This is a genomic window from Microcoleus sp. B3-A4 (genome assembly GCF_036705385.1).
Taxonomy (GTDB): domain Bacteria; phylum Cyanobacteriota; class Cyanobacteriia; order Cyanobacteriales; family Microcoleaceae; genus Microcoleus.
Window position 1 is genome coordinate 1 of the sequence record NZ_JAUBUI010000058.1, and the last position, 15,386, is coordinate 15,386.

Below are 15,386 nucleotides of genomic sequence, written 5' to 3' on the forward strand. Positions count from 1 at the left end.
TTTGGCTGGCATATATTTATAACTACTGAACACTTATTTGTTATTTACATTATACAATCTAGGTGCGTATCAGCTTAATCCCCTCTGCTCAACCGCTCTACTTATTTTTTTCTTCCCCAATTAGCAATTAGCAATTACCCTGCTGTAACTCCTGCAAATGAAACTTGCTGGAATTGTAAAGTTTCATGTGCGATCGGCATTCTCTACGAGAGTCATCTGCAGCGTTGTGCATCAAATCTTCAGCGCGGTAGTAAGTTAGACCGCCGTTAGGGTTCTCAGCGGCCTGGCGTGTCATGTTTTTAGCGAGAAAGGTCAATTTTTTTAGAGGTATATTATATCAATTTATATGTAAGTTTGATGAGATTATACTTTTTAGCGTCAATCTGTAAAGTAAAGTTAAAAATTACTACAAATATCTCTAAACCAAGTAATCTATTAGATAGGATTGCTAACCGGTTTCCTAAAGGCTAAAAAAATTTACAAATGCTAGAAAAAAATAAGGCGCGTCAGTATTTTTAGTCAGCTTTTATTATACCACTCTCAGAGAAAACACGTAAGTAGCCATGCTTGTTTAAGCAAGTTACTGCCTCAAACTTTTCACTAACTATTATAGATTGCTTTTCAATATATATTTTCTCAGCCTCATTTCACTAAATCCACTGAGATTTTTCCGTCAACTCGTTACCCCAGGAGTAACACGAATCAATGTCACAGACCTCTGCAACCACTTTCCTGTCAAACCGTTCTAAAAAAAAGGTGTCCCTGCGCCTGATTTTAGTATTCCCATTCGTTCTGCAAATATTTGCCGCCGTCGGGCTGACAGGCTGGCTATCCTTACGCAACGGGCAAAAAGCAGTCAACGAAGTTGCTAGCCAATTGCGGAGTGAAATTACGGCCCGCATCCAGCAGCAGCTCAACACATACCTAGATACAGCCCCTCGGGTCAATCAACTGAATGCCAATGCCATTCGACTAGGATACTTAAATCCCGACGAATTGGAGAGTACGGAGCGCTATTTGTGGGAGCAGCTTCAAGCCTTTCCTTCTCTGCCCCAGATGGGTTTTGCTACTAAAACTGGAGAGTTCATTGCCATTGAACGCCAAGAGAATGGCCAAATAGTTTTTAAAATAGCAGACAAAGAGCATCGGAATGAACTTCATATTTATGAATCTGATAGCAAAGGCAATCAAACGAAGCTCTTAAAAGTCTCCCGCAACTACAATATACTCAGCCGTTCATGGTATAAAGACAGTGTACGCTTAGGCAAACCCACATGGAGCGAAATTTTTTCGATTGTAGGTCAGAAAACCCTCTCGCTTCCTGCCGGACATCCAGTTTATGACGAAAGTGGCGAACTGCGCGGAGTATTCGTTGCTAATTTATTGATCTCTTTCCTCAGCGACTTTCTGCAAAGCATAAAAATCGGTCGATCGGGACAGACATTCATTATGGAACGTTCTGGACTCCTAGTAGGCAGTTCAACTCTCAAAGAAGCATTTATCACCAACAATGGCAAACTCGATCGCCTGAATGCTTTAGACAGCACAGATGATTTAATTCGGCTGACAACAGCGCATTTAAAAGAACACTTTGGCAACCTCACTAAAATTAGCAGCTCTCAGCAATTGGATTTTACGATCGCCGGCAAGCGACAATTCCTCCAAGTTATGCCCTTTCAGGATAGCCGAGGATTGGACTGGCTGATCGTCGTCGTCGTTCCTGAAAGCGATTTCATGGATCAAATTAACGCCAATACCCAGACTACCATTTTGTTGTGTTTGGGAGCCTTGGCGCTGGCTACCGTTTTGGGAATCTTAACCGCACGTTGGATTACCAGCCCGATTCTCCGTTTGAGCGCAGCTTCTAGGGCGATCGCCAGTGGCGACTTAGAGAAAAATGTGCAGGTAAAAGGGGTAGAAGAACTAGAAGTTCTGGGTCAGTCTTTCAACCTTATGGCACAACAGTTGCGCGAATCCTTTGAGGCGCTAGCCAAGACCAATTCCGAGCTAGAAATCCGAGTAGAAGAACGCACGGCTGAACTCACGGAAGCCAAACAAATCGCTGATACTGCCAACCAAGCTAAAAGTGAATTTTTAGCGAATATGAGTCACGAATTGAGAACGCCCCTCAATGGAATTTTAGGATACGCTCAAATCCTAGAACGCTCAACAACGATGGCTCCGAAAGATATCCAAGGCATCAGTATTATTCACCAGTGTGGTTCCCACCTGTTAACCCTGATCAATGACATCTTAGACCTGGCTAAAATTGAAGCTCAGAAATTGGAACTGTACGCGAAAGATTTCCATTTTCCTTCGTTTTTGCAGGGAGTCGCGGAAATCTGCCGCATCCGAGCCGAACAAAAAGGAATTGCTTTTGTTTATCAACCCAGTTCGGAAATTCCTGCTGGCATCTACGCTGACGAGAAACGCTTGCGACAGGTACTAATTAACTTACTGAGCAATGCAATTAAGTTTACAGACTCGGGACGAGTGACTTTTAAGATAGAACATCTGGAAAAGGGGACAGGTGAAAAGGTACAAAGCAATGACCAAAAGCCAGCCTCACCAATTCACAAAATTCGGTTTCAAATTGAAGATACTGGCGTTGGTATGACACCAGAACAATTAAAAAAAATATTTTTGCCTTTTGAACAGGTAGGAGACAGCAAGCGTCAGGCGGAAGGAACCGGACTCGGTTTAACAATTAGCCAGAAAATTGTCGAAATGATGGGTAGTACAATTCAAGTAAAAAGTCAGTCAAGAGTCGGCAGTGTTTTTTGGCTAGATTTGGATTTACGGGAAGCAGCAGACTGGGCAAATACAGCCACGATTGCCAAGCAAAGAAAGCTGGTTGGCTACGAAGGTAGAAAGCAGAAAGTTTTGGTTGTGGATGACAAATGGGAAAACCTCTCAGTCATTGTCAATCTCCTGGAACCCCTCGGCTTTGAAGTAACCGAAGCTAAAAACGGTCAAGAAGGTTTAGAAAAAGTAGAAGAGTTTAAGTTTGATCTGATTATCACTGACTTGGTGATGCCAGTGTTAGATGGCTTTGAGATGATGCGCCGTATCCGAAATTTGTCACACTATAAAGATGTGGCAATCCTTGCTTCATCTGCCAGTGTATTTGCTACCGATCAACATAAAAGTTTGGAGGGGGGAGCAAACGATTTTCTCGGTAAGCCAGTACAGGCAGAAGAGCTATTTGAGATATTGCAAAAGTATTTAAAACTTGAATGGATATATGAGGAACGAAAGAATGAAAAAATCAGCACTATTCCTTTTTCATCAGAGCCTCAATCACTTTCTGAATCGAACTCTGTAGTAGCCCCCCCGCCCGGAGAAATTGAACTCCTACTCGAACTGGCGATGAGAGGCAACGTGAAAGGAATTGTGAAGCGCAGTGAGCACCTAGAGAAATTGGATCAGAAATTTGTGTCCTTTGCTGTTGAGCTGCGCCAGTTAGCCCAAGGCTATCAAGTCAAAAAAATTAAAGAGTTTATTACATCCCACAGAATAGAAAAAGAATGAAGGCACCAAATATGGAAACAAGTAGCATCTTAATCGTCGATGATAATCCTAGCAATCTGGACGTGCTTTCTGAAGCTTTAGCGGGTTTTGGATGGGAGATATTGGTAGCAACTGATGGTGAAACTGCCATCGAACAGGCTGAATATAGTCAGCCGGATTTGATTCTTTTAGATGTGATGATGCCAGGAATTGACGGGTTTGAAACCTGCCATCGCCTGAAGGCAAGTCCGTTGACGAACGAAATTTCGGTAATTTTTATGACGGCTCTGTCTGACATAGGAGATAAAGTCAAAGGCTTTAATCTAGGCGCTGTGGATTACATTACTAAGCCCTTTGAACAAAAGGAGGTGTTAGCTCGTGTCAACCTCCATTTAAAACTGCGTTCTTTGACTAAAACTCTTGCCGATCAAAATCTGCTTCTCAAACGGGAAATTGAAGACAGGCTCGCAGCAGAAGCAGCATTACATCAGCTCGCGCAGGAGTTAGAAAAACGGGTGGAAGAACGAACGGCTGAACTTTCTCAAGCTTTGGATAATCTTAAAAAAGCTCAAGTGCAAATCGTTCAAAGTGAAAAGATGGCTTGCCTTGGTCAACTTGTAGCTGGGGTGGCTCACGAAATTAACAATCCAGTTAGTTTTATCTCCAATAATATCCCTATTGCCAAGGAATATATTGCCGATTTGATCGGGATGACTCGGCTTTGCCAGCACAACGTTACTTCGAAATCAGAATTTGAGGATAAGTCCCAGGAGATTGAGTTAGATTTTATTGTTGAAGATTTGCCCAAAATTCTTGATTCAATGGCAGTCGGAACAGATCGACTTTACAATCTTTCTATGTCACTGCGTAATTTCTCTCGGTTGGATACATCGGCACTAACGCCAGTGAATATTCACGATGGGCTAGATAGTACCTTATTAATTTTAGGGCATCGACTGAAATCTAAAGGAAGTTTCCCAGGAATTGCAGTGATTAAAGAGTATGGGGAATTGCCGCTAGTAGAGTGTTATCCGGGGCAGCTTAATCAGGTGTTTATGAATATATTGGCGAATGGAATTGATGCTTTAGAAGAGTCTACGATCAGTTGTCCGCTGTGCGGGGAAAAGAAACAGAGCAATGACACTCCACAGATTCGGATCTGCACTGAAATGCTTCAGGATGACAGAGTGGTGATTCGGATTGCTGATAATGGGGTTGGCATAACTCAGGAAGTAATGCAGCATTTATTCACACCAATGTTTACTACTAAATCAGTAGGTAAAGGGACAGGTTTAGGTTTGTCTATTAGCCGTGAGATCGTAGAACGAAAACATGGTGGTAAGCTGACCTGTATTTCCTCGCCCGAATGGGGGGTAGAGTTTGTAATTGAGCTTCCTATTCAGCATTAGTAATGGGGATTTTTTATGGTGAATCTTAGTTGGGCTGTTTTGTCAATATATCGTTAATCTGGCGATCGCCCATGTCGAATCTACCCATCACCATCACTGTCAAGCTCTTCACCCCCTATCAAGAAGCAGAGGGCTTGTCCGAACTAAAATTAGAATTTCCCAAAGAAACTCCCGTATCGCAAGTCCTAGAAGGTCTGAGTGACCATTGCCAACAGTTTTAGGGACGATCGCACCGGCTTCGGTATCAACCAGGAATTTGCCCTCGCCCCACCCCTGTCCAAAACGGTGATCGAGTCGTCCTCATTCCCCCTGTTAGCGCTCCCCCTCTCCCCTCGGACACTTTCCCGAGGGCGATCGGTTTGTCACCAGGCGGGCGATCGAGCTAAACTGAGAACTGAGGCCTCCCTTCGATCAGAAGAAGTCCTCAAACTTCTTGGAAGAAATTGTTTTACCTAGGAGTGGGTCAAGCCCACTTTTTTTGTTGCATTAGTCGCAGGAAAAGAGCTCAGGGCGTCTGACTTGCAAGTTGAGGACTGATTTAGTAGGGGTACCCCCCCGCTTGAGATCCCCTGCTGGGATGTTGGGTAAGTCCCAAAGTTGAAGACGAAAGTCGCAGCCACCTAATCAAACCACCTCAAAGCCAAGCAATCTCAACACCAAATTTTTCCTTGCCCGTGTCCGAGTTTAGGAGTTTTAACTGAAGTATTCGATATGACTCATCCCCTAATCCCACAAATCATAGACTTAGCTACCCCCGTTGCGGAAACACTGGGATTGGAAGTAGTGGGAGCAGTGTTTCACACCAACCAAAATCCTCCCGTCTTGCGGGTAGACATCCGCAACGTCCAACAAGACACTGGTTTAGCCGACTGCGAGCGCATGAGCACAGCCCTCGATGCTGAGTTAGACGCAGCCGACATCATACCCGATGCCTACGTGCTAGAGATTTCCAGTCCCGGAATATCCCGATTGCTCAGCAGCGATCGAGAATTCATTACCTTTAAAGGTTTCCCCGTGACAGCCAAAACCACCGAACCGGACTCGCGAATCAAAGAGTGGAAAGGACTACTCCTGGGCCGGGATGAAACAGCGGTTTATCTCAATCAAAAAGGGCGACAGGTTAAAATTCCCCGCCCTCAGATTGTCCAAGTTGAACTAGACGAAGGAAAAAAGATGTAAAGGGAAATTTTGAGTTTTGAGTTTTGAGTTTTGAGTTTTGAGTTTTGAGATTGCCTCGCAGCAAGCTAAAAACGCTTGGCTGCGAGTTAATTTTTAACAATCATATCTGTAGCAGCGGGTTGAATAGGAATAACAAATAAATTGTTACAGCACCGATTTCCCCTAATCCTATCCAGTAACTCACCACTCCTCTGTCATCACTTCTGCTTGAAAATTTTCCAGTACCAATTACCGATTACCAGTTACTTATTACCACAGCAAAAAAGGAGTGTTTTATATGTCAATGGTTCCCCTGCCCGGACTAAAAGAAATGGTCGAAGGTATTAGCAAAGAACGCAATTTACCCAAACACGCCGTCCAAGCAGCCTTGCGAGAAGCCCTGCTCAAAGGATACGAACGCTACCGCCGTACCCAAAAACTCGATCATTTCAGCGAAGAATACTTCGACAACTTTGATGTAGAACTCGACGCAGAACAAGAAGGTTTCCGCGTTTTAGCCAACAAAACTATTGTCGAAGAAGTCATCAATCCCGATCACGAAATCTCACTTTCGGAAGTGCAAGAAGTAGCCACGGAAGCTCAACCGGGCAGCATCGTGCTCGTAGACGTAACACCAAATCAAAAAGAATTTGGTCGCATGGCCGCGATCCAGACCAAACAAGTTCTCGCTCAAAAACTGCGCGACCAACAGCGCAAAATGATTCAGGAAGAGTTTAAAGATTTAGAAGAAACTGTTCTTCAAGCAAGAGTGCTCAGGTTTGAGAGGCAGTCGGTGATTTTAGCAGTTACCAGCAGCTTCGGTCAGCCAGAAGTAGATGCCGAACTCCCTAAGCGCGAACAGTTGCCCAACGACAATTACCGGGCAAACGCTACATTCAAGGTTTATCTCAAAAAAGTAGGCGAAGGCTCTACTAGAGGGCCGCAGTTACTTGTTTCTAGAGCAGACGCAGGTTTGGTGGTTTACCTGTTTGCTAACGAAGTACCAGAAATAGAAGACGGGGTGGTGAGGATTGTCGCCGTGGCCAGGGAGGCAAATCCGCCCTCCCGACACGTCGGCCCCCGGACTAAAATAGCAGTTGATACTCTCGATCGCGACGTAGACCCCGTAGGAGCCTGCATCGGAGCGCGGGGATCGCGGATTCAGGTAGTAGTCAACGAATTGCGCGGCGAAAAAATCGACGTGATCCGCTGGTCTCCCGACCCGGCAACTTATATTGCTAACGCTCTGAGTCCCGCTAGAGTAGATGAAGTGCGTTTAGTTGCTCCCGAAGGCAGGAGAGCTCACATTTTGGTCGCTGAAGACCAACTCAGTCTTGCCATTGGCAAAGAAGGTCAGAACGTCCGCCTCGCAGCCCGCCTAACCGGTTGGAAAATCGATATCAAAGATATTGCTAAGTACGATCGCGCCGCCGAAGACAGCAAATTGGCAGCAGAAGCAACTAGGCTCGAAGAACTAGAAGGCGACTACGATGCAGACGAAGGCGGGGACTACGACGACGAGGAAACCGCAGAATTTGAGGAAGAGGAGGCAGCTACCACGGAGGAAACCGAAGCTGCAGTCTAAAATCTGTGACATTTACACGATTTTCTGTCTTCGGGAGACCGGGAGGACTTGTCCCCTACTCCTTCCTCTCCCCCTACTCCCCCTCTCACAAGAAATGAAACCGAACTACCGGTGCTGTGCAAGTTGTCGAAAAATAGCTCCTAAGGAAGCTTTTTGGCGAGTAGTCAGGCTCTATCCTTCTCATCAGGTACAATTAGATCGTGGCATGGGCCGTTCTGCTTACCTTTGTCGGGAAGCAGAATGCCTCAAAGCAGCTCAGAAAAAAAATCGGCTTGGGCGATCGCTCAAAGCGCCTGTGTCTGACGAACTGTACCAAACACTTTGGCAGCGTTTAGCCACATCTGACTGTACATCTTACTCTGGCCGGGCCGGACGAAAAACCGACAGTAGTTCGGTATCGACTGTATAAACCCTCTTGGCAGCCCTACCAGTAATTACCGGTAGCGCCAGCTATAAAACCCCAATCCGATCTGCCCACCAGTCTGGAAAGATTTGTGTCAGATTAGATAAGGGTAGGGTACTAGCAGAGGTATCCTCAAGGTGGAAAGGCAAACTTTGAAGCTTGAGAGAGTGGGTTTTGCCAAAACTCAGACTTCGGAGTTCCAAGTTCCCAAACAGACTTGAGAATTCTTCAACCGCAGACTTCAGCGAGTTGCATCTTTTAGATAAAATTGCTGAGCGAGTACCAAAACCCCGATTCCTGACACTGAATCAATCACAGCGAATGATGTCGTCATTAGAACAAAAAATCACAATGTAAAAACTGGTTGGCACAAAAGAGGGCAGAGTGGATGAACAACGGCAAAGTAAGAATTTACGAATTATCACGGGAACTAAATTTGGATAATAAAGACATCTTGGCAGTATGCGAGCGGCTCAATATTTCAGTCAAGAGCCACAGCAGCACAATTACAGAATCCGAAGCAGAGCGCATTCGCAAAACGGCGGAAAAATACGTAGCCAGTAGCCACTCTTCCCCCGGCAAGCCAGCTCCACCCGAAAGAGCAGCAGCGCCATCTAGAGAATCTGGCCCTCACCCTAACGACCAACAAAAAAAGCAGCAAATTTTAGAAATACGCAGTCCAAAAGTACGCCCGGCTGGTGCAAACTCCCAGCCTGCAGGCAACGAGGAGAACAAAAACCAGCCTGCGGCAACCGTGGCAACTCCTCCCAAGTCGCCTGCAGCTCAACAACTCCAGCCTCCAGCTAAACCGAATATCAATAGACCTGTACTGTCGAAGCCAAATGTCGCTGTCTCGGCGGCTCCGTCAGAAGTAGTGTCGGAAACTGTAGGTGCGATCGCCCCGGAAACAACCGCCCAGGCGCAGGCACCTACGGCACCTCAACCGCCTTCGGAAAAGGCTCCGGAACGCACCCCGCAACCGCCGATCGCCCCTCCCGCGCCTTCGGCCAAACTCACGTCGCCGCCAGTCAGAGGGGCGTCCGAGTCGGGTAGCCGTACCCCACAAAATTTGGGGAACAAGCCGGTACTCAAACTTGCAAGAACCGAGCAAGAGCAATCAGAACAGTCAGAAACTCTGGAAGCGCCGGCTAAACCGAGCCGCCCCAGCAGACCTGCACCGGGAGCTCCTACCGAATCTCGCGACGCACAAAGACCGCGCCGCGAAGGCGCTGGTGGTCCAGTCAAAACTCAACTTGCCGATCGACCCCAGCCCGGTGGCCCGCGCCGGAGCCTTGCCCCCGCAACGTCAGCTACCGGGCTGCGTAGCCGGGGCGGTGGCACCGGAGCCCTAGGGGATGACACTGATGACAATGAAGAAGATAATACGCCGTTGCTGGAGATTCCTCTCCTCGAAAGGCCCTCCCTCCCTCGTCCTGCCAAAAAGACATCGGTCATTTGGGAAGAAGATGATGACGAAAACTCAGATGCTGCCAAAGCTGCCAAGGCTGTTAAGGCAAAACGTTCTCGTCTCAAACCCATAGACGAGGATGACGATGACTTAGAAAACGGCTTGGATCTGCCAGCACCAGTCACGGTCAGCCTGTCCCTAGCCCGCCCAGCTAAAGCGAAGGGACAAGCAGCACCCAAGTCAACACCAACTCCGGGCGCACCCGGCAGCAGCGGAAAAAATAAGAGACCGGGCCCTTCTCACGATAAAAGTTCTTCTTCAGGTTCCAGCGGGGGACGCGGCAACCGGGGCAAAACAGCCGAAGCTAAGGTAGAACGTCCAGAAAAGCTCCTGCTGAGCAGGCCGATGACCGTTCAAGAACTAGCACTTACTCTGGCTGTTCCCGAAACCGAAATTATTAAGCGGCTGTTCTCTAAAGGAATTGCGGTCAATATTACCGAAACCCTGGACATTCCAGCGGTGAGGATGGTAGCCGAAGAAATGGGCGTAGAGGTGGAAACCCCAGAAAAAGTAGCGCCAGCTATCAAAGTGATCGAGATGCTGGACGAAGCGGATTTGGAATACCTCGAACGCCGTCCGCCAGTCGTAACGATTATGGGTCACGTGGATCACGGTAAAACTACCTTGCTCGACTCGATCCGCAAAACCAAGGTGGCTCAGGGAGAAGCTGGGGGCATTACCCAGCACATCGGTGCTTACCACGTGGATGTGGTACACGAAGGCAAGAGCCAGCAGGTGGTATTTTTGGATACGCCGGGTCACGAAGCCTTTACAGCGATGCGGGCTCGGGGAACACGGGTTACGGACATCGCCATCTTGGTGGTGGCGGCGGACGACGGCGTGCGACCCCAGACAATTGAAGCGATCAGCCACGCGAAAGCGGCGAAAGTGCCAATTGTCGTGGCTATCAATAAAGTTGACAAGGAGGGTGCTCAGCCGGAACGGGTGAAGCAAGAGCTTACTGAGTACGGCTTGGTCGCAGATGACTGGGGCGGCGATATCACGATGGTTCCAGTCAGCGCGATCCGAGGCGAAAACCTGGATACGCTGTTGGAAATGATTCTGACTGTCGCGGAAATGGAAGACCTCAACGCCAACCCGCATCGACCGGCTAAGGGTACTGTGATTGAAGCTCACCTCGACAAGGCAAGGGGGCCTGTGGCAACTCTGCTGGTGCAGAACGGTACTCTGCGAGTGGGCGATATTGTGGTCGCAGGCTCGGCTTTGGGCAAGGTGCGGGCAATGATCGATGACCGGGGCGAGCGCGTAGAGCACGCAACTCCATCCTTCGCGGTGGAAGTGCTGGGGCTGCGGGAAGTTCCTCGCGCCGGAGACGAGTTTGATGTCTTCGCAAACGAAAAAGAAGCTGCGGCGATCGCCTCTGGAAGAGCTACATCTCAACGAGATTCCCGCCTGCTGCAAGGCGGCCGGATCAGCCTCAGCGGCTTCTCTCAACAAGCTAAGGAAGGCGTTCTCAAGGAACTCAACTTGATCTTGAAGGCAGATGTCCAAGGCTCCCTCGAAGCAATTGTCGGCGCTCTGACTCAACTTCCTCAAAAAGAAGTTCAACTCCGACTGCTGCTATCTGCTCCTGGGGAAATTACAGAAACGGATATTGACCTCGCTGCAGCCAGTAATGCTGTAATTATCGGGTTCAATACTACTCTCGCCACCGACGCTCGCCTCGCCGCTGACCAAGCGGGGGTAGACGTGCGGGAATACAGCATCATCTACAACCTCTTGGATGACATTCAAGGGGCGATGGAAGGCCTGCTGGAACCCGAATTGGTGGAAGAACCTTTGGGTCAAGTCGAAGTGCGCGCTGTCTTCGCGATCGGTCGCGGGGCTGTGGCTGGATGTATGGTACTCTCTGGCAAAGTCATCCGTAACTGTAAGGTGCGGGTGCGCCGGGGCAACAATGTCGTTTACGAAGGTGTCCTCGACTCCCTAAAACGGATGAAGGAAGATGCCAAGGAAGTCAATGCTGGCTTTGAATGCGGCATTTCCTTGAGCGGGTTTAGCGACTGGGCGGATGGCGATATTATTGAAGCCTACCGGATGGTTACTAAACGCCGGACTCTCTCTCAATAGTTTTGAGTTGTGAGTGTTGAGAGGGAAGAGAATTTTTGAGCGATCGCAACCAAATTGCCGATCGCTCGGAACTCTTCTCTTCACTCAATACTCCGAAACTCATCACTCGCAACTTGGGTTTTTAACTTATAGTAGAAGGAAGAAGGTTTTAGTTATCTAGGAGAGAAGGAAGAAGCAATAAAAGCAAAGATGTTAGCAATTAACAACGTCCTAATCGTCTTGGCTGTTGCTGAAAATTCAAAATTTAAAACTAAAATAAGACTTACGCAAATCAACCGAGTGTCCTCCCAAAATGCTCGGTTTGACCGCTAGAAATGTACTCTTCGCACCGGGTTTCTGGGTCAAAAGTGCGTCCCAGACTCTCTAAATTCAAAACTCATAACTCATAACTCATAATTATTTAAAGTGCGTTCTTTTTGGTCAGATCCTTTTTTGTGGATTCACCTTTCTGGGGCGGCTACACTGCCGATATTCCTGGGGCTGTGCTTGCTGGGACTCGGAGTAGGTTCTCCCCAGCTCCCTGTCTGGTTAGAAATATTTTTAGTAGCTGTAGCAGGTATTGTTCCTGTACTGTGGATGCAGTGGTTCCGCCCTTTTTACATTTTTAGTATTTTAGTTGTGGCGGTAAAACCGCAGAATTTAAATTCTGTGCAGCACCGACTTCTGACTCGGTTTAAAACAAAGTTAAATCAAGGAATCGCTCTTTTTGTCGCTGTTTTGCTGACAGTAATTTTGTGGCAACTCTACCGATTGGCTCCCCTCGCGGCTTCGGTGGCTCCCTTTCCTCCTTCCTGGCGGTGGGCTGGATTGTTGTTGGCAGCTTCTGCTTTTTTAGCTAGCAATTTGTTTTTGCAGGTGTCTGCTAGTGTTATGGCGGTTTTGCTGACGCCGGAATCAGAATTTGCAGCAACAAAGCCTCATATTTTAGAAAAAATTCGGCAGGATTTTACGATCGCGCCTTGGCAAGTCGATCGACTTTTGCCGGCTTTTGCAGCCGAGACAACTGCCGCTGTGGCTGCACCCGCAGAGTCAATTGGGCTAGCATCCGGCATAGGGAATTCGTCAGTCGGCAGTCTTGTCAACCCAAAACCTGCAGACACCAATGGCGTTACATCTCTACCCGAAGAGTCGAGCGAAAAAAAGTGAAAAAAAAAATTAAGAGGGGGACAATTGTAGTTTAAGTTACTTTAATTTGTACAGATGTATGCTGTGAAAAAAATAGGTAAGGCCCCTCTTCGGATAGAGATTATTAATAGTCTTAATATTTAACTTTTTATTGCAGGTTGTGGATATTTTATATTGGCTATCTAGAGAGAAGAATCTATAATAGAGAGTGTCAAGGTCAGCTTTCAATCCTTACAGGGGATTAAAACAGAGGTATAACAATATGGCGAATTATCTACCGCTCGCAGAAGAACCTCAAGCCACAGAGCCGATCGAGCTGTGCCAAGATTCTGAAATCTGGGGCAGTCTCAAATCCGCGATCGGCGCAAGTTCAGGATTTCAACGCTGGCAGCTAGAACTCAATTTTGAGCGTCAGCAGCAAAATGCCACCATCGATCAGCAGGTTCGTTCCTATCTGCGGGAAACTTTAGAAACTTTGGCTTATTGAGTACCCTAAAACTAAATATTGTCACGGTTTGTGAATTTTATAGCCCAATTCTGCTGGCATCCCCTCCAATATGCTATATGAGTGCCGATAGTGAGTGTCGAGAGTGAGTGTCGATCGCAACTTCGGAGATCAAATTGCAGGGGACAGTATTTCTCTGCGTTGCTGATTTACGGTATGAAAGGCTAAATATGCAAGTCATAGAAACCAGTATCCACAAAGCTTCTGCCTTTTCAACTTATTTTTTTCATACCCTCATTAAGCAACGCCCAGCAAGCCCTATTTAAATTAGTCACTCATCTCCAAATATTTGACTTTCCCAAGCTTTTTAGCTATGGTTGTTTCTTACAAATCATTTAGGATTGCTATACTTCAGGAGCAACTTTTCGTAAAGTCTCGAACATCTATCCCGATCTAGATTTGACAGCGAAGTTATCTAATTTTAGATTTTAGATTTTAGAATTAGGAATGACTGATTCCCGTCTGGTTTGAAGCTTGCCGGCAGTTAGATTTGGTTTTTAACTCGTGTCAAAATTAGGCAAATTTTGTACAAAAAAAGGTAACTCCCCTGTAGATGCAGGTTCAGCAATATTCTGCGATCGCTCGAAGCAATCAAGCGTCCTTGACAAAATCCACTACAATCTAGGCAGACGAATCTTGTTCAAAAGGTCTTGCAGCCGTTCTGAAACGCCGCCCAATTGTTCTGACAAAGCTACCAGTTGACCGTAAGCTTCAACTAAGCGATCGCCCTCAACATAAACTTCTGGAGTAGGATAATTCTTCATCGCTTCCAGCAGGGTAATCTCGTTATCATTAGTTGCAGACAGCACCAAGGCCTCGCGCAAAGCTTCTCGATTTGCATTTCCAGAAGGAGTGCGAATTACTTGACCCACTTCATCGAGAATTATTTCCCCAACCTTGCTCTTAAGCGTCCGATCCAAAAAGCTTTGACTGACTTTTACTGGTCTCGTCAGACTGTTGCGAACCGCTTCCGGGTCTTTTTTTGCATTTCCCAGCAGCATTTCTAACGCGGGCGACATTTGCCCAGTTTCTGCAAAAACTTCTAATTCGCTGACGGGTAAAGTCATTCGGATCGCACTGTATTTGAGCACTACCTTTTCGGCAGCCGCCGCAGCATTGCTGTAAAATACAATTCCCGCGCCTGCTGCTAAAAATAACGTCCACCGCCCTTTGAAAAAGGAGCGACTCATAGTAAAATCTCCCAACATCTTTTTCTACTTAGACTTTGACACATCTCATTAGTTACTGTACAGGCTAAGGTCTTCGGGAAATGCCAAATTATTCGATCGCCCCAACACTTATACCATTTTAGGTTTTAGATTTTAGATTTTAGATTTTAAATTTTAAATTTTAGAATTGCGAATGACTGATGACGATCGTGGTTTTGAACACGGGTCTACAGTTGCATGATTTCGGGAACTGGTATTACCTATATCGGATGCTAGGCAAAAAACTCGGTTCAGGGCGCTTGTACTGGCCTCCCTGTGCGGGGTGTGCACCCTACTGATTCTCTCTCCCAATCTCCCGATACTAGCAAAATGCCGAACGCCAGCTCTTCTATCAGTGAAGGCTGGCGCTGGGCTTAAATTTATTTTATATATTTAGGGTCTTTATGAAAGCTGACCCCAATTGAACGAATTACAAGCGGTTTATGATTAGGGCCTTTAAATTTGCTGACCCCAATTGAAGCCACATTATTAGTATTACAGGGATCGCTGGCAAACCGGGATTTCATAATAATTTCTTTATATTTCTAACTTTTCCTTGCCTCAGATAGATTTTTGTCTCGATTTGTAAATTTTTGTTACTTCGACTTCGGGGATCGACCCTCGGCGCGCTGCTCCCAGCGAAACAGGAACACCATCAGGGCCACAACTCCGACTTGGAGGGCAAAATTAGGCAAAGCAGAACTAATTTCCCGGCCAGAGGCAATTTTAGCCAGGAAAACCAAGCCGCCGATAAAGCCCGAAGCGCCACAAGCTACGTAAACAAACTGTCGCAGAGGCCGGTAGGGAGTGGCCATTTCTGCAGTTAAACGCTCGTATTGTTGGCGGCTGAGGTTGCGCGGGTTTTTTGGGATGTTTGTGCGATCGTCCGAATTTGGGGCTGGCATAGATTTAGGAAATAAGTAA

The 15,386-nt window shown here is 46.9% G+C and carries 12 protein-coding genes; 9 read left to right on the top strand and 3 right to left on the bottom strand.

Annotation, left to right across the window (positions count from 1 at the left end; genetic code table 11):
• Positions 1 to 127: 127 nt before the first annotated feature.
• Entirely contained in the window at positions 128 to 295 is a 168-nt protein-coding gene (locus QUB33_RS20590) for a hypothetical protein (RefSeq protein WP_333353459.1), read from the bottom strand.
• Positions 296 to 705: 410 nt separating this feature from the next.
• Between QUB33_RS20590 and QUB33_RS20595 the strand changes: the two genes are divergently transcribed.
• The 9 genes from QUB33_RS20595 (at position 706) to QUB33_RS20635 (ending at position 13,236) form a co-directional block, all read left to right on the top strand.
• The gene (locus tag QUB33_RS20595; protein WP_333353462.1) at positions 706 to 3,531 is read left to right on the top strand and encodes an ATP-binding protein; all 2,826 of its coding nucleotides are present in this window, start codon (positions 706 to 708) and stop codon (positions 3,529 to 3,531) included.
• The gene (locus tag QUB33_RS20600; RefSeq protein ID WP_333353466.1) at positions 3,528 to 4,919 is read left to right on the top strand and encodes a response regulator; all 1,392 of its coding nucleotides are present in this window, start codon (positions 3,528 to 3,530) and stop codon (positions 4,917 to 4,919) included. Before QUB33_RS20595 ends, QUB33_RS20600 begins: the two co-directional genes overlap by 4 nt.
• Positions 4,920 to 4,990: 71 nt before the next feature.
• Positions 4,991 to 5,140 (top strand): thiamine S protein, encoded by a 150-nt coding sequence (locus tag QUB33_RS20605; RefSeq protein ID WP_333353469.1) that lies wholly within the window; start codon positions 4,991 to 4,993, stop codon positions 5,138 to 5,140.
• Positions 5,141 to 5,630: 490 nt separating this feature from the next.
• Positions 5,631 to 6,098, top strand: coding sequence for a ribosome maturation factor RimP (gene rimP, locus QUB33_RS20610; RefSeq protein WP_333353472.1), 468 nt, complete (start codon positions 5,631 to 5,633; stop codon positions 6,096 to 6,098).
• A gap of 277 nt (positions 6,099 to 6,375) precedes the next feature.
• Positions 6,376 to 7,662: a transcription termination factor NusA gene (gene nusA / locus QUB33_RS20615; protein WP_333353475.1), complete on the top strand. Its 1,287-nt coding sequence runs from the start codon at positions 6,376 to 6,378 to the stop codon at positions 7,660 to 7,662.
• Between the two features lie 94 nt (positions 7,663 to 7,756).
• Positions 7,757 to 8,071 carry a YlxR family protein gene (locus tag QUB33_RS20620; protein ID WP_190738806.1) on the top strand — a complete coding sequence of 105 codons (315 nt, stop codon included), beginning with the start codon at positions 7,757 to 7,759 and terminating at the stop codon, positions 8,069 to 8,071.
• 382 nt (positions 8,072 to 8,453) lie between these two features.
• Positions 8,454 to 11,624: a translation initiation factor IF-2 gene (gene infB / locus QUB33_RS20625; RefSeq protein ID WP_333353478.1), complete on the top strand. Its 3,171-nt coding sequence runs from the start codon at positions 8,454 to 8,456 to the stop codon at positions 11,622 to 11,624.
• 405 nt (positions 11,625 to 12,029) lie between these two features.
• Positions 12,030 to 12,770 carry a low-complexity tail membrane protein gene (locus QUB33_RS20630; RefSeq protein WP_333353481.1) on the top strand — a complete coding sequence of 247 codons (741 nt, stop codon included), beginning with the start codon at positions 12,030 to 12,032 and terminating at the stop codon, positions 12,768 to 12,770.
• 241 nt (positions 12,771 to 13,011) lie between these two features.
• On the top strand, positions 13,012 to 13,236 hold the full coding sequence (locus QUB33_RS20635) for a hypothetical protein (RefSeq protein ID WP_333353484.1): 225 nt from the start codon (positions 13,012 to 13,014) through the stop codon (positions 13,234 to 13,236).
• A 632-nt stretch (positions 13,237 to 13,868) separates the two neighbouring features.
• Here the strand turns inward: QUB33_RS20635 and QUB33_RS20640 are convergent.
• Both QUB33_RS20640 and QUB33_RS20645 read right to left on the bottom strand, forming a co-directional pair.
• A complete protein-coding gene (locus QUB33_RS20640; protein WP_333353488.1) occupies positions 13,869 to 14,444 on the bottom strand; it encodes an alpha/beta hydrolase in 576 nt (191 codons plus the stop codon).
• A gap of 614 nt (positions 14,445 to 15,058) precedes the next feature.
• Positions 15,059 to 15,367 (bottom strand): DUF3493 domain-containing protein, encoded by a 309-nt coding sequence (locus tag QUB33_RS20645; protein ID WP_333217431.1) that lies wholly within the window; start codon positions 15,365 to 15,367, stop codon positions 15,059 to 15,061.
• Between the last annotated feature and the right edge of the window lie 19 nt (positions 15,368 to 15,386).

Bases quoted from the DNA above. Each gene is read 5' to 3' on its own strand.
- QUB33_RS20590 (WP_333353459.1), bottom strand. From the start codon at position 295: ATGACACGCCAGGCCGCTGAGAACCCTAACGGCGGTCTAACTTACTAC.
- QUB33_RS20595 (WP_333353462.1), top strand. From the start codon at position 706: ATGTCACAGACCTCTGCAACCACTTTCCTGTCAAACCGTTCTAAAAAA.
- QUB33_RS20600 (WP_333353466.1), top strand. From the start codon at position 3,528: ATGAAGGCACCAAATATGGAAACAAGTAGCATCTTAATCGTCGATGAT.
- QUB33_RS20605 (WP_333353469.1), top strand. From the start codon at position 4,991: ATGTCGAATCTACCCATCACCATCACTGTCAAGCTCTTCACCCCCTAT.
- rimP (WP_333353472.1), top strand. From the start codon at position 5,631: ATGACTCATCCCCTAATCCCACAAATCATAGACTTAGCTACCCCCGTT.
- nusA (WP_333353475.1), top strand. From the start codon at position 6,376: ATGTCAATGGTTCCCCTGCCCGGACTAAAAGAAATGGTCGAAGGTATT.
- QUB33_RS20620 (WP_190738806.1), top strand. From the start codon at position 7,757: ATGAAACCGAACTACCGGTGCTGTGCAAGTTGTCGAAAAATAGCTCCT.
- infB (WP_333353478.1), top strand. From the start codon at position 8,454: ATGAACAACGGCAAAGTAAGAATTTACGAATTATCACGGGAACTAAAT.
- QUB33_RS20635 (WP_333353484.1), top strand. From the start codon at position 13,012: ATGGCGAATTATCTACCGCTCGCAGAAGAACCTCAAGCCACAGAGCCG.
- QUB33_RS20640 (WP_333353488.1), bottom strand. From the start codon at position 14,444: ATGAGTCGCTCCTTTTTCAAAGGGCGGTGGACGTTATTTTTAGCAGCA.
- QUB33_RS20645 (WP_333217431.1), bottom strand. From the start codon at position 15,367: ATGCCAGCCCCAAATTCGGACGATCGCACAAACATCCCAAAAAACCCG.